The organism is Idiomarina zobellii (assembly GCF_900100855.1).
In the GTDB taxonomy this organism is placed as follows: domain Bacteria; phylum Pseudomonadota; class Gammaproteobacteria; order Enterobacterales; family Alteromonadaceae; genus Idiomarina; species Idiomarina zobellii.
Window position 1 is genome coordinate 83,132 of the sequence record NZ_FNCB01000002.1, and the last position, 20,868, is coordinate 103,999.

Genomic DNA, 20,868 nt, shown 5'->3' on the forward strand with positions numbered 1-20,868 from the left:
GTGGAGGTTCACGTGGAACGCGAAAGCATGGAATTTGATGTCGTCATTGTTGGTGCAGGTCCTGCGGGCTTAGCAACTGCGTGTCGACTCGGTCAGCTGGCTCAAGAGAACGAGCAAGAGCTGATGATTTGTGTCGTTGAAAAAGGTGCTGATATTGGTGCCCATATCTTATCGGGTGCAGTATTTGAGCCTCGTGCATTAAATGAATTATTCCCAGACTGGAAAGATCGCGGAGCCCCACTTAACACAGAGGTTACCGGTGACGATATTCTGTTACTAAAAGACAAAGAAAACTTCAGTCGCTTACCCAACTTTTCGGTTCCTAAAACCTTTCACAATAAAGGTAACTATATTGCCAGCATGGGCAACCTGTGTCGCTGGATGGCTGAGCAAGCAGAACAGCTAGGCATTGAAATTTTCCCCGGCTTCTCAGCGGCCGAGCTACTTTACAACGAAGACGGTTCAGTAGCAGGCGTACAAACCGGTGATATGGGTGTCGCCAAAGACGGTAGTGAAAAAGACGGTTATATGCCCGGCATGGAGTTGCGAGCAAAATATACCGTATTTGCTGAAGGTTGCCGCGGACACTTGGGCAAGCAACTGATTAGCCAATTCGAACTGGACAAAGACGCCACACCACAACACTACGGCCTTGGCTTTAAAGAAATATGGGATATTCCCAAAGAGTTACATGAGCCGGGTAAAGTGGTTCATACCGCGGGCTGGCCTTTAGAAGGCAATGCCAACGGTGGTGGTTACCTTTATCACGCAGAAGACGGTCAGGTGTACCTGGGGCTTATTGTCGACCTGAACTATGAAAATCCATACATGAACCCTTTCCAGGAGTTTCAGCGTTTCAAAACCCACCCTGCCATTAAACAAATTATTGAAAATGGCAAACGTGTTTCTTATGGCGCTCGGGCTATTGCTAAAGGCGGTTATTACTCATTACCGAAAATGACCTTCCCCGGCGGATTAATCGTTGGCTGTAATGCGGGCACATTGAACTTCTCTAAAATTAAGGGCAACCATACGGCAATGAAGTCTGGCATGATTGCCGCTGAAACGCTTTTTGACGAACTAAAAGCCGGTAACGCAAACACTGAGGCGAAGCAATACACCGAACGTTTTGAATCGTCGTGGGTGTACGACGAGCTTTATCGTTCACGAAACTTCGGTGGCGCGGTTCATAAGCTCGGTACAATGCTTGGTGGCGCCTATAATATGGTTGACCAGAATTGGTTTGGCGGAAAACTACCGTTTAAATTTAAAGAGTGGACACCAGACTATAAAGCAACAGGTAAAGCCGATAACTTTAAGCCTATTGAGTATCCTAAAGCTGACAATAAACTCACCTTTGATCGTCTGTCTTCAGTATTTTTATCTAATACGAATCATGCGGAAGATCAGCCATGTCATCTAAAACTCAAAGATGACGATATTCCGCTTAAGGTTAATTTACCGGAATACGCTGAGCCAGCGCAACGTTATTGCCCGGCCGGAGTTTATGAAGTTGTTGAGGAAGACGGAAAGCAAGTTTTCCAAATAAATGCTCAAAACTGCATACATTGTAAAACCTGTGACATTAAAGACCCCAGTCAAAATATTACCTGGGTGGTTCCAGAAGGTGGCGGCGGCCCAACTTACCCTAATATGTAATTGTTTTGTAAAGGCACCAGATAGAAACACCCAGGCATGCTATATGTCTGGGTGTTTTATTTTTTATGGCTTGTAGAAACAAATTTTCTGAACTAAACCTAATACAAAGAAATGCAATGAGGTGACTTTTATGAAACACATCAATTTAGGAATAACATCACTCGTGGCTGCTTTATTAATCTTCAACGGAGCGGCTTTTGCTCAGCAAAAGTCTGAAGAAGCAAAAGAAATGAAGCAGGACAAGAAAGAGATGAAAGCTGACATGGAAGCAATGAAGGAAGAGCGCAAAGCCGAGATGGAAGCTATGCGCGAAGAGCACAAGGCTGAGATGATGCAGCGTAAGGAAGAGCATAAAGCCGAAATGCAAGAACGCAAGGAAGAACGGAAATATGAGAAAGAAGAACATAAATTAGAAAAGGAAAAAAGAAAGCACGATAAAAAAGACAGAAAAGAAAAGTGGAAAGCTGAAAAAGAAAAGCGCAAAGCCGAAATGAAAGAGAAGCGTCAGTCTCTGAAAGATAAAAAAGACGACTCTGACGATGACTCTGATGACGATGACAACAACGACGGCAATAATATCTCTTAAGCAACACAGATATTAAATAGAGAAAAAGAGCGACTATCGCTCTTTTTCTGTTTTTAGCCGTATTTTATTGCTGTTATTTTAATCAAGCGTTATTATTCCCAGCAATTAAATATAGGAATTAGGGAAATTAATATGAGTGAGTTTTTAAATATTATTCGTCACGAAAGACGTTTAAAGTCGGCATTAAAGTCTCTTTCAATTGAAGAGTTAGAATCAATAAAAGAAAAGTTCGATTCGGTTGTCGCAAAACGCAGAGAAGAAGAAGCCGAAAAGCTTCGTGAACAACAAGAGAAAGCGAAAAAAATAAAAGAGTTTAAAGCAGCAATGGCCGATGCTGGTATTGAACTATCGGATATTCTCGAACAAGAACTGGGTGGCGAGCCTATCGTTAAAACCACGAAGAAACGCGCGCCCAAGCCTCCTAAATACGAATACACTGACGACGAAGGTAATCGGCAAACCTGGACTGGCCAAGGCAGAATGCCTAAGCCAATGAAAACAGCTTTAGATAACGGTAAGCCGTTAGAGTCTTTCCTAATTAAGTAGCGCTTTTTGTTGAACAAACTCTAAAGCTTGATTAGGCTATAAAAAAACAAAAACGCAAGGACACAAATTGCGCTTTCCATTATTTATAGCTTTACCATTACTAACACTGACGGGCTGCTCGATACTTCCGGGCGGCTCAAGTTCGCCTATGAATTGGTCATCACACTCTGCTGACATTTACCGTCAAGGCAACTTACCAAGCTCTAACTATGAGGTTATCAGTGTTGTTAATGGTGAAAGCTGCCAGCGAGAATATAAAGCGGCCCCTGCGTCAGAGTCAGACGCTTTAAAGGCCTTAAGAGCAGATGCGGCTCGCTTTGAAGCCGATGCTGTTATTGAAACTCAATGCTTTAATTTAAAACCCGACGCAGACTCCATTTGCTATAGCGAAGTCAGTTGCGTCGGGCGAGCCATTCAGTGGGTCGACTAAGCGCTTAGTTACTCAATTTACTCAAGCGCACGTCACCCACACCTACTTCTACATCAACACGAACTGACCCTGTGCCTTCATAGGTAGACTCTGAAGTTACCATCATGCGCTCGTTATTGCTGTTATCAAAATTATCCAAACGAGTATCGCCGACACCAACTGACGCCGTTACCTCTTTGTAGTCTCCAGCGGCCAAATCTAAATCCAGGTCTCCTACGCCGAGCTCAATATCGCTGTTAATAAAAGGCAATACTCCGCTGATTTCACCAACGCCTAACTCTAAGTCCAGATGGTTAACTTTCGGAACTCTAATGACCCAATGCTGAACCATATCGTCCGCCGGTGTTGCCGATACTACGAGTTTATTTCCTTTTCTTTCGCCTTTTATTAAAACGGCATCAATATCGCCGCCACTGGTAAACCAACTGTCTCCGTCTGATTCAACTCGCAACTCTATTTCTACTGCGTCATTGTCTGACGGCCTTAGTTCAACTGTCCCAACCGTTGCTTCCAAATGAATCTCTGTTTCTAAGTCAACAATATAACTCTCGGTTAATTCCTTTTCTTTTGCAAAAGCCGCTGTACTTAGGGTCACCAAACCAATAAAGGCCAGTGTTAACGGCCAAATTTTATGCTTCATCATTTTGCTTTTCCTTTTTTGATAGCACCAGTTCATGATTAGTCAGTAATAACCTCAAATGGTTACGGTTAGACAGCAATCAGCGTGCCAAAATAATTACTCTTTAAATTTCAAATAGTTAAAAAACTAACAAATCTCAGGTTAGGCAAAATCGCAATAATGTGGTCAAATTGGCTATTATCGCCAGGTAAAAGTGTGAACCATGAAAAGCCAACAAAAACTGACACCTATCGCATATATCAAAACGCCCTACCCTGAGAAATTCAGCGTGCCCAGACAAAGCCGGCTTACGCCTAACGTTTATGCGACAGTTGAGTTAGCTGGCGATTATGATCATGCCCAGGCAATAAAAGGCATTGAGCAATTCTCACACCTGTGGCTTGTTTTTGAGTTTCACCAACATTCAGACTGGCAGGAAAAAGTGCGTCCACCGAGACTGGGAGGCAATGAATCTGTCGGTGTTTTCGCATCACGAGCCCCTTTTCGCCCCAACCAGTTGGGTCTGTCTGTCGTCGAGCTTATTGGCGTTGAAACAACGCCCTGCGTGTGCTTAAAAGTGCGTGGTGCCGATATTGTCGACGGCACGCCCATAGTCGACATTAAACCTTACATACCTTATGTCGACGCCATAGAGGATGCTAAAGGAGGTTTTGCCGATAATCAGCCAGAGCAACTTAGCGTTGAGTTTTCACAAGAAGCTGCGCGGCAATTAGAGCAACTGTCCGGCCGGAATAAAGAACTACGCGAAGCCATTATTGACGTACTGCAGCAAGACCCCCGCCCTGCCTACCATAAGGCGAAAGCTGCCAGGAGAATCTACGGAACTGCGCTTTTTGACTATAATATTCGCTGGTACGTTGAAGAAAATACGGTTTTTGTGGAAGAAATTGCACAAAATACTCTGTAAAAGACTTTTGACCTTCAACAGACACTGCTAAACTTCGCCCTAATTTTTGACCACTACAACTTGCAGAGAATTGCCAGACTATGCGCAGTAGCCAATATTTATTATCAACGCTAAAAGAAACTCCGTCTGACGCTGAAATTGTGAGCCACAAGTTGATGCTTAGAGCCGGTATGATACGAAAAGTCGCTGCCGGGCTTTATAACTGGACACCAACAGGCTTGCGCGTTTTACGTAAAGTTGAAGCGGTTGTTCGCGAAGAAATGGAAGCCATTAATGCGTTAGAAATACTAATGCCAATGGTTCAGCCTGCTGATCTCTGGCAAGAGTCTGGTCGTTGGGATGACTACGGCCCTGAGCTACTGCGCCTTAAAGACCGTAACCAACGTGACTTTTTACTGGGCCCAACTCATGAAGAAATCATCAGTGAATTGGTGCGCAAAGAAGTCAGCAGTTACAAGCAACTGCCGTTGACTCTGTTCCAAATACAAACAAAGTTCCGTGACGAAATTCGACCTCGCTTTGGGGTTATGCGTGCGCGTGAATTCATCATGAAAGACGCGTACTCGTTCCACTTAAGTCAGGAGTCGCTGCAAGCAACTTATGACGCTATGTACCAAGCGTATAGCCGTATATTCGAGCGCTTAGGTTTAGATTTCCGTCCAGTTATTGCCGATACTGGTTCTATTGGTGGTAATAGCTCTCACGAGTTTCACGTGTTAGCAAGCTCGGGCGAAGACGCTATCGCCTTCTCGGACGGTTCAGACTACGCTGCAAACGTGGAAATGGCAGAAGCTTTGGCGCCAGCAGGCGAACGCCCTGCAGCAACTCAAGACATGGCTAAACACGAAGTGCACGGCGATGAATTAGCCGCTGTGTTGCAACCTCTGTCAGTCGAGAGCCAGCAAGCCGTTAAGTCCATCATTGTTAAAGCGTCTGACGAAATTGACGCCGAGTACGTTCAATTAGTATTGCGCGCGGACCATGAATTCAACAGTGTGAAAGCAGAAAAACTACCTCAGATAGCAACCCCCATAGAAGTGTTAACTCAAACCGAGAAAGCAACGGGTGTAGAAGCTGCCTTCGTTGGAGTGGTAGCTAGCAAGCTACCACTGCTAGTCGACAGAAGTGCCGCACAGCTGGCGGACTTTGCCTGTGGAGCCAACGAAAATGGCCAGTGGTTAACCGGCGTCAACTGGGAACGCGATGTTAGTGATTTTGATGTCGTTGATATCCGGAACGTGGTTGAAGGCGACCCCAGCCCGTGTGGCAAAGGCACGTTGAAAATTGCGCGCGGTATAGAAGTTGGCCATATTTTCCAGTTAGGCAAAAAATACAGCGATGCAATGAAAGTCGGTGTGTTGTCTGAAACAGGCAAGCACGAAACTCTGACCATGGGTTGTTACGGTATTGGTGTTTCGCGAATTGTTGCTGCGGCTATTGAGCAACATAACGATGACCGAGGCATTCGCTGGCCAGACGCATTAGCGCCGTTCCAGGTTGCTATTGTGCCAATGAACATGCACAAATCTGCACGCGTTCAGGCGGCCGCTGAGAAGCTTTACGAAGAATTAAAGTCTAAAGGCGTCGATGTATTATTTGATGACCGTAAAGAGCGCCCTGGGGTCATGTTTACCGACATGGAGCTTATTGGCGTACCCCATCAAGTCGTTGTTGGTGAGCGTAACCTTGATGAAAACCAGGTTGAATACCAGTCACGAGCCGGTGGCGAGAAGCAAAAAATCGATCTTGATCAGTGCGTTGACTTCGTCCTTAAGCAATTCGCTTAGTTTCGACCACAAGCTCCTGACACTAAAAAGGCCTGATTCAATCAGGCCTTTTTGTTTCTTAACGATTTATAAACGCTAATTAAGATTCTTGCCCTGCCAATGGCTCAACATAGTGCAGGTGCATATCCCACGGGAAGTGAATCCAGGTATCTTGCTCTAAGTCCGCAACAAAGTCGTCGACTAAGTCCATGCCGGCTGGTTTTGCATAAACGGTAACGAACTTGGCTTTTGGCAAGCGATCACGCAGGAACTTCAATGTGTTGCCGGTATCGACAAGGTCATCAACAACCAGGAAGCCTTCACCGTCCCCTGTGGCTGTAACGTCTTTCAATAGTTGCAAGTCGTCACGCTGTTCGTCATGGTCGTACGAGCTGACAGCAACACAGTCAACCACACGAATATTCAATTCACGAGCCACAATAGCGGCCGGAACCAAACCACCACGGCTTACCGCGATAATGCCTTTATACTGTTCAGCTGGCAATTGCCGACGCGCTAACTCGCGTGTCGCGCGGTGCAATTCTTCCCAAGAAACAAAAAATTCGCGATTTGAATGCCATCCCATAATGTTACTACCCTAACCAAATGAATTTTGCGATAAATAAAGCACCTAAAAGCACCACACTAGGCGTTAAGTCACTGTATTTGCCACCTAAAAGCTTCACGACCACATAACTGATGAAGCCTAAAGCAATACCGTCCGCTATTGAAAACGTCAACGGCGTCATTAATAAAACCACAGCTACTGGAGCTGCTTCAGTAATGTCGTCCCACTTCACGTCTTTTAGCGTGAAGAGCATTAATACAGCTACGTAAATAATAGCCCCAGCGGTTGCATAGGCTGGAATCATGCCCGCTAATGGCGCAAAAAACATAGCTAATAAGAATAAAATACCAACCACAACCGCCGCTAATCCGGTTTTGCCGCCAGAGGCAACGCCAGCCGCAGATTCAATGTAGCTCGTGGTGGTCGACGTACCCAGCATTGAACCGGCTACTGTCGCTGTACTGTCTGCCATAAGTGCTTTGTTTAAGCGAGGCATATGACCGTCGGCTTTCGCCAGACCGGCCTTCTGTGCAACAGCCAACAACGTGCCAGATGTATCGAATAAGTCGACAAATAAAAAGGCAAAAATAACCGACAACATCCCTAAGTCAAAAGCGGCAGCTAAGTCCATTTGCAGGAACGTTGGCGCTAAGCTCGGCGGTGCAGAAACAATGCCATTATAGTCAACTAACCCTGTCAACCAGGCAATAAAAGTGACCGCTAAAATACTAATTAGAGCAGCACCCTGAACTCCGCGTGCAACCAAACCAATAATTAAAAAGAAACCCGCCGCAGCAAGTAATACTGACGGTTCACCTAATTCACCTAACGCCACCATAGTCGCGTCATTAGCAACGATGATATTGGCGTTTTGCAAACCAATTAACGCCAAAAACGCACCAATACCGGCCGCTATCGCTAAGCGAAGCGTCGGTGGAATGGACTTAATAATCCACTCTCTGACGCGAAATGCCGACAATAAAAAGAAAATACAGCCTGAGAAGAATACTGCACCTAATGCGGTTTGCCAGGTATAGCCCATGCTGAAAACAACGGTGTAAGTGAAAAACGCATTCAGACCCATACCTGGTGCTAGTGCGACGGGGTAGTTTGCCCAGAAGCCCATTATTAGACAGCCAATAGCCGCAGCTAAACAAGTCGCCACGAAGACCGCACCGTAATCCATTCCGGTTTCACTTAAAATGGAGGGGTTTACAAAAATAATGTAAGCCATGGTCAGGAAGGTCGTGAAGCCACCAATGACTTCCGACTTTATGGAGCTGCCATTGGCTTTTATCGAAAACAGTTTTTCCAACATGAGAAACCTTGAAGTTTGGCGTTGTGGTTAAAAGGCAGGTATTTTATCCTAATTGGCACAAAATTTGTTGTTCACTTTTTAAATAATTTACAGGAAACCCAATTAACCATGCCTACAGTTTATTTTGTTGATGCCGACGGAAACCAATTTGAAGCCGATGTCGAAGCCGGAACCAACGTCATGGAAGCCGCTGTCGATAATTTTATCGATGGTATTGTTGGTGAGTGTGGTGGGGTTATGTCATGCGCCACTTGCCACTGCTACATTCCAAAAGAGTGGCAGGATAAAATTCCTGAGCCATCTGAGCAGGAAGAAGACATGATAGATATGGTCATGGAGCCTCAGGATAACAGCCGTCTGAGCTGCCAAATTGAAGTCACTGACGAGCTAGACGGCTTAGTCGTTCATTTACCTAAGTCACAGTTTTAAATTAACTGACGGCTGCCACGGGCATGAGTACTTCGTCGTGGTAGCCGGTAATGACCCGAATTGTTCCCGACAATTCGTTGTCGAGTTCACTGTCGCCAGTGTCGACTCGAAGCGGTTGGTTATTTAATGACTTCAGCTTTGCCTTAGTCGCGACAACCCACATATTGTCTTTACCAATGGCCCGAATAACTCGCGGACTAAGCTGCTGATTACCGCGCCCAAACAAGTGCCCCTGTCCGCCGATAAGCGTAATAACCAGTTTGACTGAATTGGGTGCATTAGAGACGGCTTCAAACAACTCTTTCTCGGTAACGTCACTTTTAACCAGCGTTTCATTTTGAACGAGATCGACACCTAATAACGTATTTTCAATACCCATATCGTCCATTATGGCAGCAATGGTCGAACCCGACCCCATCACTAACAGTTCGTCGTCCACTCGCTCAATAACTTCTGCCGCTATGTCATCAAGCACCAACTCATCGCTCTCTTTACCGCCCATTTTCACGGCTTGAACATATTCAAGCTCGGCCGGCACCGACATTTCACCATAACGCCGCGCTTTGACGACGCCTTCTCTAAAGGCGCTTTCATCAATGTCCATCACGTCTGAATCGTGAATACTCGAAAGCTCACCTTTGAGAATTTTCTCAATAACACGCCCCGCTGCTGTTGGGCTAATAGCGTAAACACCCGAATGAATTTTCACTCCGGCCGGAATACCTAAAACCAATTGGTTATCAGGAACCACAGAGTAAACATCACGAGCGGTGCCATCACCACCAGCAAACAGCAGGATATCGACGTTTTTATCAATAATCGCTTTTACGGCTTGTTTGGTGTCGTCCGATGACGTTTCCTGAGTATTCGGGTTAAATACGGTTTGGTAAGAAAACCCTAGAGACTTCAATACATTTTCGCCCATTTCGCCACCACAAGTGACAAAGTCGAGCTGTTTTTGATAATTCTGGAGGATTTTTAACGCGGTTTCTGCACGCTGCATTGCTTTGCGCTCTGCACCGGCTTTTAATGCCTTTTCACGAATATCGGCGCCATCACTTCCTTTTAAAGCAATGGCGCCGCCAATACCTGCGTACGGATTAACCACCAGGCCAACCGTTAAACGGTTTACTGCTGTCATTGTTACTCTTCGTTTGCTTCGTCCTGAATGGCTTCACCGGCTTTTTCTAAGTCTTGGCCTGCGCCTTCAATCGTCTCACAAGCGCTAAGCCCTAAAATAGCAACAGTAACCAATAGTGCTCTTAAAAACATAAGTAACTCCTTGTTAATCCTGAATCATTTGGCAACTTGGCCACTCACAATTAAACGCCTTACACAGCGCTTTTGCAAATATCTTTGCTCTGGGCGGCAAGGTGTCGGTTGCCAGATAGCTCTCTAACTGTTTGGCGACAGCCTCACTAAATGCATGCCTGTCGACCTCAACACCACTTAAGTTGTCGACGCTCACATCAAACTTAAAACCTGCACACAGTGAAAATAGCCACTCCAGCGCCTGAGGCTTTCGTTCAACCTGTTCAAATTCGCGCTGTTGCTGTTCATTGCGGCCATCGGGTTCGTACCAGTAGCCGTAATCGAACTGTTGCCGGCGCTTTTCACCGGCAATGCACCAGTGCGCGGTCTCATGCAACGCCGACGCAAAAAAGCCATGAGCAAATACAATCTTATTAGGCTCGCCGCCCTTCCCCGGTTCGTAATACGGCTCGTCATCACCCGCCACCAACACCGTGTTATAACGGGTACGAAAGCAGTCGTTAAATATCTCAATTAAACGAGAATAATGATGTGTCAATTCGTTTGGCATACGTCTTAAATGCTACTGGTTAACGACTGATATCGGGTGTTTCTGTTTTTACCTGCGCGTTCTGAGCCCGCTGTCGCAACCAATGGTCGACCAATACCAGTGATGTCATCGCCTCAACAATGGGTACTGCCCGAATCCCCACACAAGGGTCATGACGCCCTTTTGTGACAACGGGTTGATCATTGCCCCATTTGTCTATGGTTTGCCCACTGATTGAAATGCTTGACGTTGGTTTCAACGCAATGTCTGCGATAACGGGCTGACCGCTGGAAATACCACCCAGAACACCGCCACTATGGTTCGACAAAAAGCCCTTCTTTGTCATTTCATCTCTGTGCTCAGAGCCTTTTTGGGTCACCACATCAAAGCCGTCACCGACACTTACCGCTTTTACTGCATTAATGCTCATAAGCGCCTTAGCTAAGTCGGCATCCAGACGATCAAACACTGGCTCTCCCCAGCCCGGCGGCACCCCAGTTGCCTGCACTCGAATGCGGGCACCCACGGAGTCACCTTCTTTTAATAGCTGTTTAATAAGCGCTTGCATAGGCTCGATGGCATTAACGTCACCACAAAACAGCTCGTTATTTCTCACTTCCTGCCAGTCTGTGTCTTTCGCTTTAATATCGCCCATTTGCGTCAACGCGGCCTGAATCTTAATGCCCTGCTGCGCTAACAGTTTTTCTGCAATAGCACCGGCCGCCACACGCATTGCCGTTTCACGCGCTGACGAACGCCCACCACCACGGTAGTCCCGAATGCCATATTTATGCTCATAGGTATAGTCTGCGTGCCCGGGACGGAAGGTATCTTTAATTTTCGAATAGTCCTGGCTGCGTTGGTCTGTATTTTCAATAAGCAAGCCAATAGGAGTACCTGTGGTTTTGCCTTCAAACACACCGGAAAGAATACGTACCTCATCGGCTTCGCGACGCGCTGTTGTATAACGACTTTGCCCCGGGCGGCGTCTGTCCAACGCCTCTTGCAAGTCCGCTTCAGACAGCTCAAGGCCTGGTGGGCAGCCATCAACCACCGCACCTAATGACGGACCATGGCTTTCACCAAAGGTTGTAACTTGAAACAGTTGTCCAAACGAATTTCCCGGCATGCGCTAGCCCTACTTTGAGTTATTTAGTTGACGCTGCTTATGTTCTTCAAGCTGCTCTTTGGTCAGCAAAAATACACCATCGCCGCCATGTTGAAACTCTATCCAGGTAAATGGCGTGCGCGGATATTTTTGCGCCAGCGCTGGCATTGAATTTCCCACTTCGCAAACAAAGAGTCCGTTATCGTTCAGTTTGTCCGCCGCTTCCATAAGCATTTTATCGACCAAAATGAGACCGTCCTCGCCTGCTGCCAGACCTAGTTCAGGCTCGTGATGATATTCATCCGGCAAGTCGGCCATGTCTTCTGCATCGACGTAAGGCGGGTTCGTCACAATGAGGTCGTATTTTTCATTTTGTACAGCCTCAAATAAGTCTGACTGAATAGGCGTTACCTGATGCAGCAAACCATGCTGTTCAATATTGAATTCAGCCACTTCCAGCGCTTCTGTCGACACGTCGAGTGCGTCTACTTCTGCGTCCGGAAATGCATAAGCGCACGCAATAGCAATACAACCACCGCCTGTACACAGGTCCAGTACACGCTTAGGTTGCTCGGTTAACCAAGGCTGGAAGCCGTTCTCAATAAGTTCGGCTATGGGTGAGCGTGGCACCAGAACTCGCTCGTCCACGTAAAACGGTAACCCCGCAAAATACGCTTGGTGCGTTAAATACGCGGCTGGCATTTTGTGCTCAATGCGCTGGTTTAACAGCTCAATGAATTCATGCTTTTCGCTTGTCAGCACACGGCAGTGTCCCATAGCGGCCAACTGTTCAGTAGTCAGTTGCAAGGCATAGCTTAAAAGCGCGCGAGTCTCATCAATAGGATTGTCCGTGCCATGCCCGTAATACACGTCAGACTGGTTAAGTTGGCTGACACTCCAGCGTATCAAATCATCGATACTATGAAGTTCTTCAATGGCTTGTTCCCGATTTCGAACGTGCAAGGGCTGTCTCCTGAACAACGAATGTTTTATACTGATGGTCTTTATTGGTGTTAAAGATACCTTAATTTCACTCGGTTTTCATTAGTCATGGTCGCAAAGAAAAGCTCTTCATCCTCATTGTCAGAAGACGACATCGCGCTTTTTCGCGAGGCAGCTCAGGGTGCAGCTCCTATTGAGCAGGACAAGCGACCACCAGAGCCACCCAAAGTTTCTGAATTAAAGCGACGGAATACACAAAGACAAGGCAACAGTCCCCAGGACATAGCCGCAGCCAGCCGCGAAGCCAGCCAGTATTTTTCAGACGGTTTTGAAGCATATTTTAGCGAAGGCGCTATGCAATTTACTGCCGATGGTGAGTCGACTTACTTAACCAAACAGCTAAGGCGTGGCGACTATACACCCGAGTTGCTGCTCGACTTACACGGAATGAACTTGGCAACCGCCCGCCAGGAGCTTGCCGCTTTGCTTATCGCCTGTGAGAAAGAGCGCATTGATTGTTGCTGCATTATGCATGGACACGGCAGCGGCAAATTAAAACAACAGGTGCCACACTGGTTAGTGCAACACCCGTTAGTCAGAGCCTTTCATCAGGCTCCTCGTGAATGGGGCGGCGACGCGTCGTTACTGGTGTTACTTCGCGTCAATGACAATTAACCCGCGCATTTTTCAGCAATCATTAACTGCTGAAATTTACCCGTTAAGGTTTCTGGCGAAAATTCAATAACCGCAATGCCTGCCGTTGGGAAAATAGGTGGTTGTACACTGGCGTCCAGCTCATGCACCAGGTAGCTAACCAATGGCATGTGAGACACCAACACTACAGTTTCATAGCCGTGAGTTTCTATTTCCGCCGCTAACCAGCTAATTACAGCCGCCGCGTGACCGTCAGGCGTAATTGCGTCACAATTCTCTCGGTGCTTGGTTTTCAGCTCTGAAAACAAAACCGTTGCTGTTTGTTGCGCTCGTAAATACGGACTCACAAACACACTGTCTACCTCACGGTGACGCTCAACCAGCCATCGCGTTGTAGTGAGTACCTCACGCTCGCCTTCCGGGGTTAGGCGACGCTCTCTGTCTGAATAGCTTCCTTTCGGGTAGTGAGCCTCTCCATGACGCATTATGTACAGCTTCATTCGGGTTTCGACTCCTGCGCTTTGCGCTTAGCATCCGGTCTGCCACCGGTTACTTTGTCAGCTCGTCCAGACTGTTTTGCTTCTTCCGCGCGGCGTTTACGTACCGCTTTCGGGTCAGCAATAAGTGGGCGATAAATTTCAATGCGGTCGCCGTCTCGCGGCGTGGCATCTAACTTTGACGCCTTATTCCAGATACCGACTTTCTGAGTGCTAAGATCAATCTCCGGAAAGTGCTCTTTAATACCCGACTGTAAAATACACTCTTCTACCGTTGCGCCCTCTTGCGGGTGCACCGTCAGAATCAGTTGCTTTTCGGGTGTGGCGTAGGCCACTTCTATCGTCAGAGTGTTCGCCATGTTAGCTTCCGTATACTTGGTCTGCACGCTTCACAAAGGCATCGACCATTTTTGACGTAACTTCACTAAAGATTTTGCCAAAGGCCATGCCTAACAACCGACTGGAGAACTCAAAGTCCAACTTGAGCTCTACCTTACATGCATCGTCTGACAATGGTTTAAACACCCAACCGCCGGTCAGCTTTTTAAAAGGACCGTCAACAAGCTCCATGTCGATGCGCTCTGGCTTTACTAACCGATTACGCGTGGTGAAGGTTTTTTGAATGCCTGCTTTGCTTATTTGCAACGACGCTACTTTATAGTCGCCATTTTGCTCAACCACACGCGAGTCGGCGCACCCGGGAACAAACTCCGGATACGAGTCAATGTCGTTGACCAAGTTGAACATTTGCTCTGCACTGTATGAAACTAACGCACTTTTTTCGATACTGGGCATGTTTTTCTCTACCGCTAAAATTTGACTGCGCAATAATAACGCAACCAGATATGCTTTGAAGCCCTTAAAGCAATTTTCTTTTCAGTGTGCATAGGTATAATAGCCCTTATGAGCAAAAAGAAACTAAAACAATCGTCTAATACCATTGCGCTGAACAAAAAAGCCCGCCATGAATATTTCCTCGAAGACAAGTTCGAGGCAGGCATTAGTCTGCAAGGCTGGGAAATTAAAAGTATACGCGCCGGTAAAGCGAACATAAGCGACAGCTACGTCATTATTAAAGACGGCGAAGCCTATTTACTGGGTGCGGAAATACAACCGCTGAACCAGGCGTCTTCGCACGTATACTGCGAGCCCGACCGTAGCCGTAAATTGCTGCTAAAACGTCGAGAGCTCGACAAACTGATTGGTGCCGCCGAGCGCGAAGGCTACTCCATTGTGGCAACCGCCATGTATTGGAAAGGCCCTTGGGCCAAGCTGGAAATACACCTGGCCAAAGGTAAGAAGTCGCACGACAAACGCGACACGGTGAAAGAGCGTGACTGGCAACGCCAGAAGTCACGCATACTGAAGCATTCGGTGCGTTAAGGTTTTCGATAATAGGCGAGCTTATACTCGCCTATTTTATATCCTCGATAGACAGTTTTTGTAAGCCTAAAAGATCTTTCAGAAGTCCATCTAATTGGTCATCAGTTTCTTTAAGCTGAACCCGGGCATCCATTAACGTGTTGGTTGTTTGCCTAAGCTGGTTTAGAGCAAGGTTAAACCAGATATCGTTATTTGATGAATCGAACTCAAGTGAACGCACATATGCCTGCTCACTGGCTTCAAAGCGATATTGCCTAAAGTAGATATTTCCTAGTAAAGCCCAGCTTTGGGAACTAGCCAGCCCTTTACTGTGAAGCCACTGTAAATGATGCTCAGCTGAATCGAGATCACCAGATAAATACCAGCTTTTAGCGTTCTCAAAGCTTTTTAAGCTTTGCTTTTGCTCTGCAACAGTTGCGCTGCAACCACTGAGGCTAACAATTAAGGTTAATACTGCAATCGAAGTGATAATTTTCACGAAGCGCTCCTTGCTTTTTATTAAATATGACAGGCTTTCCTAGCCAGGACTCTAACGGCCAGTAACTACTGGCCACCGTTTCTATTAGACTGTGTGCTCCTTTAAACCAATGAACTTCGTTGGGACAGATGAAGCGTCTTACTTCCATTATGCATTGCTGTTTATCTAACGCGATAACGTCTATAGGCTCTTTCATCCCCCAGGTATGAATCGATTTGCAATAAGGGAACCAGTAAGCCATATCCGACGTTGGCTGGTCCTCTCCTAACATCCCAATTAACCTCTGGTGAAATTTCGACATTTTTCGAACATCAGTCCATAAAATGACTGGTTGCTCTTTCGTCATGTGAACCCTCCCTGGCTCATTTGTAAAATAATAGGTCCTAAGATGACCAAAAAGTTAACCGGAAAAAAGCAGGTTACTAATGGAAACAAGAGCTTTACCGGTGCTTCCTGAGCTCTCTTTTCAGCGCTATTAAGCAGTTCCTGACGTAGCTGGTGCGCAAAAAACCTTAAGGGTTTAGTAAGACTGGCTCCCTGCTGATGCCCTTTAACCAACATTGTTACCCATTCTTTAATCGGTTTAGCATCACAACCATCAGATAAAGCCTTCATTGAGGCATCAAACCCATTGCCGCGACGTAACCTCTGTACAACAGCGTTTATTTCAGAGGCTAAAAGTCTTTCATTGCATGAGTCTGCAACTTTTTCCAACGCAAGAATTAACGGAACTCCAGATGCCATCATCATAGAAATAAGGTCGCAAAAGTCCGGTAATTCCTTCACTAAGGTTTTATTTCGTTTTAGCCATAACGTTCGTCTTTTGTTGAAGACCATCAATAAAACGAGAGCAAAAAATATAAACACCAAAGGCTCTCTATTTGTGATAGAAGTAGCTGCACTTATAGTAGCCAGGAGTAACCACACAAAAAATGATAAGTGTGCTTTATTACCTGCAAACTTAAGAACCAAATAACGTTCGACAACGACTTTCAGTTTATCCGGTGCTCTTTGCCATAAGTGGTTTATTTCTCTGTCCAGAACAGAACTTAACTGAAGATAACTCCATAATTTATAAGTACCGAAGAACACCACTGTACTGACAAAAAATATCAATATAAAAAGTAACAACATTAATCATCATCCGGGTTCATTATTTTCTTAACCATCCACCCGCCTAAAATCATCAATAACAAACTGGCAGCGAGCATTCCCATACCAATAAACGACTCAGTAAAAACAGCAGTGTGATTAGGCTTTATCCACCCTAATAAAAAATACAAACCAGCTGGCATTAACACGAGTATCTTCGCCTGCATTCTTGCTTGTGACGTTAATGTCAGTTGCCGCTCTTTTATATGTTGTTGCTGTTGAATATTTTCCGCCAGCCTCAGGAATATATCGGATTGCTGTCCGCCACTTTTCAGCCCCAGCTTTAATGCTTGAGCAACCAGTTTGACGGAAAAGATCGGGACCCGGCGTTGCCAGTCATCAAGACACTCTATGAAAGGCCGCCCAACTTTTTCCTGACGAAGCATTTCATCAACTTCTTGCCCAAGCGGAGGTTGCATACTGCCTTTAAAGCTTTTAAAAGCAGTGCTGACACTGGCACCGCTGCGGATTTGGTTGCTCAAGCTAATGAGCATACCGGGCAATTGTTTCTCTAACTTCTCGAACCGTTTCTTTTTAAGAAAGCGATACATGAAAGGCGGTGCAATTAACGTAAGAACAAAACTACAAATAGCCCACAAAACCGGGGAAGTAAGCCAAACAATAACTGGCAGAATAACTAACAATAGCAAGTAACCACGAACCAGCCAGCTAACCGGAAGGTTAAGAAAAAAGTCTTCCAGAGAGCGAACGGTTGATAGCTTTAACTTGTTCTCGAACTCCTGATACTTGTCTGGTGTCGCATGTGAAAATAGCCAAAACCAACAAGATACAGTCAGAGTAATAAGCAGTACTAAAAAGACGATATACATGATTCATCACCCATCAGGGTTTTAAACAGGCTTTCTCGAATATCATCCGACTGCTGCTCTGCAAAGCGACACAACGTTTGATTACTGGTCAAGGAATGTTCTGCGCTTTCCCGACTAAACAACGGCGACATTTGTAAAACGTCGTCATCAATACCCGTGAGCTCATCAATGCTTACAACTAACCGTCGTCCATCGGGTGCTCGGGCAATTTGCACGATAATATCTACAGCACTTGATATTTGTTGCCTCAAAGCGCTGACTGGTAGCTCTATTCCACCCATTAAAACCATAACTTCCAGCCGTCTGAGCGCATCACGGGCACTATTTGCATGAACTGTGGAAAGAGAGCCAGCATGACCGGTATTCATTGCCTGTAACATATCCAAGGCTTCTGCACCTCGACACTCACCTACCACTAATCTATCTGGCCTCATTCGCAAAGCGTTGATCACCAATTCTCGAATACCCACATCGCCGGTGCCTTCCTGGTTCTTAGGGCGAGACTCCAGGCCAATTAAATTGTCATGATTTAACTGTAGCTCCGCAGCATCCTCAATGGTTAAGACGCGCTCCCCTTCAGGAATTTCGTGCGACAGAATATTGAGCAACGTCGTTTTACCAGTTCCCGTGCCCCCGGACACTATAATGTTTTGCCTGCAACGTACCGCCAGCTTTAAGAAGTCAGCCGCTTGCTGAGTCAAAGAGCCGCTGTTTACCAAATCGTTAATTCCTAATGACTGTTTAGAAAATTTCCGAACAGTAAGACAAGCACCTTTTGTCGCCAGGGGCGATATAACAGCATTAACACGAGAGCCATCAGGCAAACGGGCATCGACCATAGGAGAAGCATCATCAATATGTCGGCCTAACGGCAAAACAATGCGATCAATTGCTCTTCTTAGTGCATCTTCTGAGGTAAATACCTCAACCGCTTTTTGTAATTTACCGCTGCGTTCGACAAAGATTTTATCGTAACGGTTGACCATTATTTCACTGACGGAATCATCGGCTAAAAGCCTTTCTATAGGCCCTAAACCAATAACTTCAGCAATAGCGTCTTCAATGACTCTGGGGTCGAAGTCAGAGACTTCTTGTAGAAAGCGACGCGCATACTCACGCAGCCCTGTTTCGTCCAATGCTTCAATTTGACTGTCGCGAACATCAAGACGGTTTCGCAGAGTTTCAATGGCTTGTTGTATTTTCATGAACCAGCTCCCTTAGTTGTAATACTGACTCGTCCTTGAACCAGTTATTTCTTTCTTCCCGTTTTTGCTCTTTATCTAAACGTCGTTTGTCAGCCGATGACATTTTTTCAGCAGTAACCATAACCACAAGCTCTGTTGTTTGCTCCCGGTGTTGCTGACTCCCGAATACTCGATTCAACCCCGGAAGCTCTCCTAAACCCGGCATTTCATCCGACTGGTTAGATTTATCCACGTTTAATAAGCCAGACAGAACCATAGTGTCGCCGTCTTCAGAGAGAAACACAGATTCAGTGCGTCTGGTCAAAATACCGGGTACTCCCGCCACAGAAACCGCAGGATCAATATTACTCAGTTCGGCACTTAACTTTGTTTTAATGCGCCCATCCTTTAAAACAACAGGTTCAACTATGAGTCGAATGCCATACTCACGGAAAGTCACATCTTGCATACCCTGGGCAACAACTTGAGGAATGGGAAGCTCACCGCCGGCCAAAAAACTGGCTTTCTCGCCACTCTGAGTAGAGAGCGTTGGGTTGGCCAAAAGTTTCGCTAAACCATGGCGTTTCATAAACATAAGCTGGGATGCGATATCAAGCTCCCAATCAAATAAACCAGAAACTGCGCTTGATATAGATGGCCCCTCTGATGCTCCTTGCCAGCGAATGCCAATATCTTCCAAAGCTTGTCGCTTTGTTTCGAGTATATTTACTCGCAACGTCAGCATCGGCTCTTCACTCTCTTGCATCGAGGTCAAGTTCATTATATTCGACTCCCCCTGAGCTAACGCCTTAATGAGATTATAGGCTTTGGAAGAAACCGAACCTGAAAGGACCATAAGACCATTGCGCTCTTCTAAATGAAGCCCATTCTCAACCGCAGACAATGCTTTAATTCGCTCTTTCAATACCCCTTTATTCGAGGGGGCGACAGTTACTAAAATCTTTTTGCTTTTGTCACCATGCTTAAGCCAGACATCTGTACTGCCTACACTCACCGCTTTAAGAATAATTTGCTCATTACTGAGGAGCTTCGCTTTTATGATATTTTCGTCGCTAACGAGCACGTTAGTCCCTGGCGAAATATTAATTGAAGTCGAACCACCAAGCTCAATAACGTGGTTATCAATATTATTAGCTAGAACATTAAAAGCCGATAAAACTAAAAACAGACAAGTTAGCGCTCGTGTGTACTTTAATATGCCGTCCATGACATCACCTTTGAAGTTAAACTTTCCGTGTTCCAAACATCTTCTCTCGAACTCGACGAACTTCTTGCCCAGACCAGCATTCCACTGCCCATAGCCCGGGTAAATTCGTCAACATCGTCTGGCTTGATAAGTAAAGTCAACGCGTAGCTTCCATAGCCATCGTTAAGCCCATGAATATCGAACACCTCAATATTCTCGAACGACTCGGTCGCGATACCGCTTTCAAAGTGTTCACCCACAAATGCGATATCAACAACATCTCCAGGCTTCAATAAAGCATTGTGAAGCCCCAGGTTATCGGTGCTAACTGTAATTGCATAATGCCCATCGGGCAGCTGACGCGACAAACCGGTATTTTGCTGGTTTAATAAACCTCGCTTTGATACAGGCTCTCCTTTACTTCCATCTACTCTAAGTTCCTGACCAATAATGAGACCGGCTTCGTTCTGTAAGAACCAATTATGATTAATTAGATGGCTAGGATATTGCCGAACCAACAAATCTTTTGCCGATACAATTGTTCCTGCAGTTAAATCGTTAGCGAAAACCACAACAGAGTGAGTATCAGCTGATGCTTGCTCCACACGGCGTTGAGTTTCCGTGTTGAGGTATTCATTAATCATGAAAACAGTAATTAAAGAAATAATTAAACTAAAAATGACTGCAAATATCCCTTTTGCTTTTTTACTCACGAACCCCCTCCTGGAATGAGCACTAAATGACGCCAGATAAAATCGTAAAACTCCCTGACTCTATTCCCTG

General features: G+C 45.9%; 27 protein-coding genes. 9 read left to right on the forward strand and 18 right to left on the reverse strand.

What is annotated here, in order from left to right:
• The first annotated feature begins 12 nt into the window (after window positions 1-12).
• From BLT32_RS02485 to rcsF, 4 genes are all read left to right on the forward strand, one after another.
• On the forward strand, window positions 13-1,659 hold the full coding sequence (locus tag BLT32_RS02485) for an electron transfer flavoprotein-ubiquinone oxidoreductase (RefSeq protein ID WP_053952730.1): 1,647 nt from the start codon (window positions 13-15) through the stop codon (window positions 1,657-1,659).
• 130 nt (window positions 1,660-1,789) lie between these two features.
• The gene (locus tag BLT32_RS02490) at window positions 1,790-2,245 is read left to right on the forward strand and encodes a hypothetical protein (RefSeq protein ID WP_053952731.1); all 456 of its coding nucleotides are present in this window, start codon (window positions 1,790-1,792) and stop codon (window positions 2,243-2,245) included.
• A 132-nt stretch (window positions 2,246-2,377) separates the two neighbouring features.
• The gene (locus BLT32_RS02495) at window positions 2,378-2,791 is read left to right on the forward strand and encodes an H-NS family histone-like protein (RefSeq protein ID WP_053952732.1); all 414 of its coding nucleotides are present in this window, start codon (window positions 2,378-2,380) and stop codon (window positions 2,789-2,791) included.
• 148 nt (window positions 2,792-2,939) lie between these two features.
• The gene (gene rcsF / locus BLT32_RS02500) at window positions 2,940-3,221 is read left to right on the forward strand and encodes an Rcs stress response system protein RcsF (RefSeq protein WP_053952996.1); all 282 of its coding nucleotides are present in this window, start codon (window positions 2,940-2,942) and stop codon (window positions 3,219-3,221) included.
• 4 nt (window positions 3,222-3,225) lie between these two features.
• Here the strand turns inward: rcsF and BLT32_RS02505 are convergent, their stop codons facing one another.
• Window positions 3,226-3,864, reverse strand: coding sequence for a hypothetical protein (locus BLT32_RS02505; protein ID WP_053952733.1), 639 nt, complete (start codon window positions 3,862-3,864; stop codon window positions 3,226-3,228).
• Between the two features lie 199 nt (window positions 3,865-4,063).
• On the opposite strand from BLT32_RS02505, the gene tsaA reads away from it, so the two are divergent.
• Both tsaA and BLT32_RS02515 read left to right on the forward strand, forming a co-directional pair.
• The gene (tsaA, locus tag BLT32_RS02510; protein ID WP_053952734.1) at window positions 4,064-4,768 is read left to right on the forward strand and encodes a tRNA (N6-threonylcarbamoyladenosine(37)-N6)-methyltransferase TrmO; all 705 of its coding nucleotides are present in this window, start codon (window positions 4,064-4,066) and stop codon (window positions 4,766-4,768) included.
• An 80-nt stretch (window positions 4,769-4,848) separates the two neighbouring features.
• On the forward strand, window positions 4,849-6,555 hold the full coding sequence (locus BLT32_RS02515) for a proline--tRNA ligase (RefSeq protein ID WP_053952735.1): 1,707 nt from the start codon (window positions 4,849-4,851) through the stop codon (window positions 6,553-6,555).
• A gap of 79 nt (window positions 6,556-6,634) precedes the next feature.
• On the opposite strand, the gene gpt is transcribed toward BLT32_RS02515, so the two are convergent.
• Both gpt and BLT32_RS02525 read right to left on the reverse strand, forming a co-directional pair.
• Window positions 6,635-7,120 carry a xanthine phosphoribosyltransferase gene (gene gpt, locus BLT32_RS02520; RefSeq protein ID WP_053952736.1) on the reverse strand — a complete coding sequence of 162 codons (486 nt, stop codon included), beginning with the start codon at window positions 7,118-7,120 and terminating at the stop codon, window positions 6,635-6,637.
• A gap of 7 nt (window positions 7,121-7,127) precedes the next feature.
• Entirely contained in the window at window positions 7,128-8,420 is a 1,293-nt protein-coding gene (locus tag BLT32_RS02525; RefSeq protein WP_053952737.1) for an NCS2 family permease, read from the reverse strand.
• Window positions 8,421-8,528: 108 nt separating this feature from the next.
• On the opposite strand from BLT32_RS02525, the gene BLT32_RS02530 reads away from it, so the two are divergent.
• Window positions 8,529-8,849 carry a 2Fe-2S iron-sulfur cluster-binding protein gene (locus tag BLT32_RS02530; protein ID WP_053952997.1) on the forward strand — a complete coding sequence of 107 codons (321 nt, stop codon included), beginning with the start codon at window positions 8,529-8,531 and terminating at the stop codon, window positions 8,847-8,849.
• A gap of 1 nt (window position 8,850) precedes the next feature.
• Here BLT32_RS02530 and BLT32_RS02535 read toward each other — a convergent pair whose 3' ends face one another.
• The 5 genes from BLT32_RS02535 to prmB are packed head-to-tail and all read right to left on the reverse strand — an operon-like array spanning window position 8,851 to window position 12,721.
• The gene (locus BLT32_RS02535; RefSeq protein ID WP_053952738.1) at window positions 8,851-9,990 is read right to left on the reverse strand and encodes an ATP-NAD kinase family protein; all 1,140 of its coding nucleotides are present in this window, start codon (window positions 9,988-9,990) and stop codon (window positions 8,851-8,853) included.
• A gap of 2 nt (window positions 9,991-9,992) precedes the next feature.
• Window positions 9,993-10,121: an entericidin A/B family lipoprotein gene (locus BLT32_RS02540; protein WP_074668867.1), complete on the reverse strand. Its 129-nt coding sequence runs from the start codon at window positions 10,119-10,121 to the stop codon at window positions 9,993-9,995.
• A 13-nt stretch (window positions 10,122-10,134) separates the two neighbouring features.
• Complete coding sequence (locus BLT32_RS02545) at window positions 10,135-10,671, reverse strand: elongation factor P hydroxylase (protein WP_053952739.1); 537 nt, start codon at window positions 10,669-10,671, stop codon at window positions 10,135-10,137.
• A 19-nt stretch (window positions 10,672-10,690) separates the two neighbouring features.
• Complete coding sequence (gene aroC, locus BLT32_RS02550) at window positions 10,691-11,779, reverse strand: chorismate synthase (protein WP_053952740.1); 1,089 nt, start codon at window positions 11,777-11,779, stop codon at window positions 10,691-10,693.
• Window positions 11,780-11,788: 9 nt separating this feature from the next.
• A complete protein-coding gene (prmB, locus tag BLT32_RS02555) occupies window positions 11,789-12,721 on the reverse strand; it encodes a 50S ribosomal protein L3 N(5)-glutamine methyltransferase (RefSeq protein WP_053952741.1) in 933 nt (310 codons plus the stop codon).
• 117 nt (window positions 12,722-12,838) lie between these two features.
• Between prmB and smrB the strand changes: the two genes are divergently transcribed.
• On the forward strand, window positions 12,839-13,375 hold the full coding sequence (gene smrB / locus BLT32_RS02560; RefSeq protein WP_407716536.1) for an endonuclease SmrB: 537 nt from the start codon (window positions 12,839-12,841) through the stop codon (window positions 13,373-13,375).
• Here the strand turns inward: smrB and sixA are convergent.
• Genes sixA through BLT32_RS02575 form a run of 3 tightly spaced genes read right to left on the reverse strand, consistent with a single transcriptional unit; the run spans window position 13,372 to window position 14,646 of the window.
• The gene (gene sixA, locus BLT32_RS02565; protein WP_053952743.1) at window positions 13,372-13,854 is read right to left on the reverse strand and encodes a phosphohistidine phosphatase SixA; all 483 of its coding nucleotides are present in this window, start codon (window positions 13,852-13,854) and stop codon (window positions 13,372-13,374) included. The genes smrB and sixA overlap by 4 nt on opposite strands.
• Window positions 13,851-14,210 carry an RnfH family protein gene (locus BLT32_RS02570; protein WP_053952744.1) on the reverse strand — a complete coding sequence of 120 codons (360 nt, stop codon included), beginning with the start codon at window positions 14,208-14,210 and terminating at the stop codon, window positions 13,851-13,853. Before BLT32_RS02570 ends, sixA begins: the two co-directional genes overlap by 4 nt.
• Before the next feature lies 1 nt (window position 14,211).
• The gene (locus BLT32_RS02575; RefSeq protein ID WP_053952745.1) at window positions 14,212-14,646 is read right to left on the reverse strand and encodes a type II toxin-antitoxin system RatA family toxin; all 435 of its coding nucleotides are present in this window, start codon (window positions 14,644-14,646) and stop codon (window positions 14,212-14,214) included.
• Between the two features lie 108 nt (window positions 14,647-14,754).
• Between BLT32_RS02575 and smpB the strand changes: the two genes are divergently transcribed.
• On the forward strand, window positions 14,755-15,234 hold the full coding sequence (gene smpB, locus BLT32_RS02580; RefSeq protein ID WP_053952746.1) for an SsrA-binding protein SmpB: 480 nt from the start codon (window positions 14,755-14,757) through the stop codon (window positions 15,232-15,234).
• A 31-nt stretch (window positions 15,235-15,265) separates the two neighbouring features.
• Here smpB and BLT32_RS02585 read toward each other — a convergent pair whose 3' ends face one another.
• Genes BLT32_RS02585 through cpaB form a run of 7 tightly spaced genes read right to left on the reverse strand, consistent with a single transcriptional unit; the run spans window position 15,266 to window position 20,798 of the window.
• Entirely contained in the window at window positions 15,266-15,712 is a 447-nt protein-coding gene (locus BLT32_RS02585; RefSeq protein WP_053952747.1) for a hypothetical protein, read from the reverse strand.
• A complete protein-coding gene (locus BLT32_RS02590) occupies window positions 15,669-16,058 on the reverse strand; it encodes a DUF192 domain-containing protein (RefSeq protein WP_053952748.1) in 390 nt (129 codons plus the stop codon). Before BLT32_RS02590 ends, BLT32_RS02585 begins: the two co-directional genes overlap by 44 nt.
• Window positions 16,055-16,846, reverse strand: a complete 792-nt coding sequence (locus tag BLT32_RS02595) for a type II secretion system F family protein (protein WP_053952749.1) — start codon at window positions 16,844-16,846, stop codon at window positions 16,055-16,057. Before BLT32_RS02595 ends, BLT32_RS02590 begins: the two co-directional genes overlap by 4 nt.
• The gene (locus BLT32_RS02600) at window positions 16,846-17,694 is read right to left on the reverse strand and encodes a type II secretion system F family protein (protein ID WP_053952750.1); all 849 of its coding nucleotides are present in this window, start codon (window positions 17,692-17,694) and stop codon (window positions 16,846-16,848) included. Before BLT32_RS02600 ends, BLT32_RS02595 begins: the two co-directional genes overlap by 1 nt.
• Window positions 17,676-18,899: a TadA family conjugal transfer-associated ATPase gene (locus tag BLT32_RS02605; RefSeq protein WP_053952751.1), complete on the reverse strand. Its 1,224-nt coding sequence runs from the start codon at window positions 18,897-18,899 to the stop codon at window positions 17,676-17,678. Before BLT32_RS02605 ends, BLT32_RS02600 begins: the two co-directional genes overlap by 19 nt.
• Window positions 18,877-20,106 (reverse strand): type II and III secretion system protein family protein, encoded by a 1,230-nt coding sequence (locus tag BLT32_RS02610; protein ID WP_053952752.1) that lies wholly within the window; start codon window positions 20,104-20,106, stop codon window positions 18,877-18,879. The genes BLT32_RS02605 and BLT32_RS02610 overlap by 23 nt, the downstream gene beginning before the upstream one ends.
• The gene (cpaB, locus tag BLT32_RS02615) at window positions 20,091-20,798 is read right to left on the reverse strand and encodes a Flp pilus assembly protein CpaB (protein ID WP_053952753.1); all 708 of its coding nucleotides are present in this window, start codon (window positions 20,796-20,798) and stop codon (window positions 20,091-20,093) included. The genes BLT32_RS02610 and cpaB overlap by 16 nt, the downstream gene beginning before the upstream one ends.
• Between the last annotated feature and the right edge of the window lie 70 nt (window positions 20,799-20,868).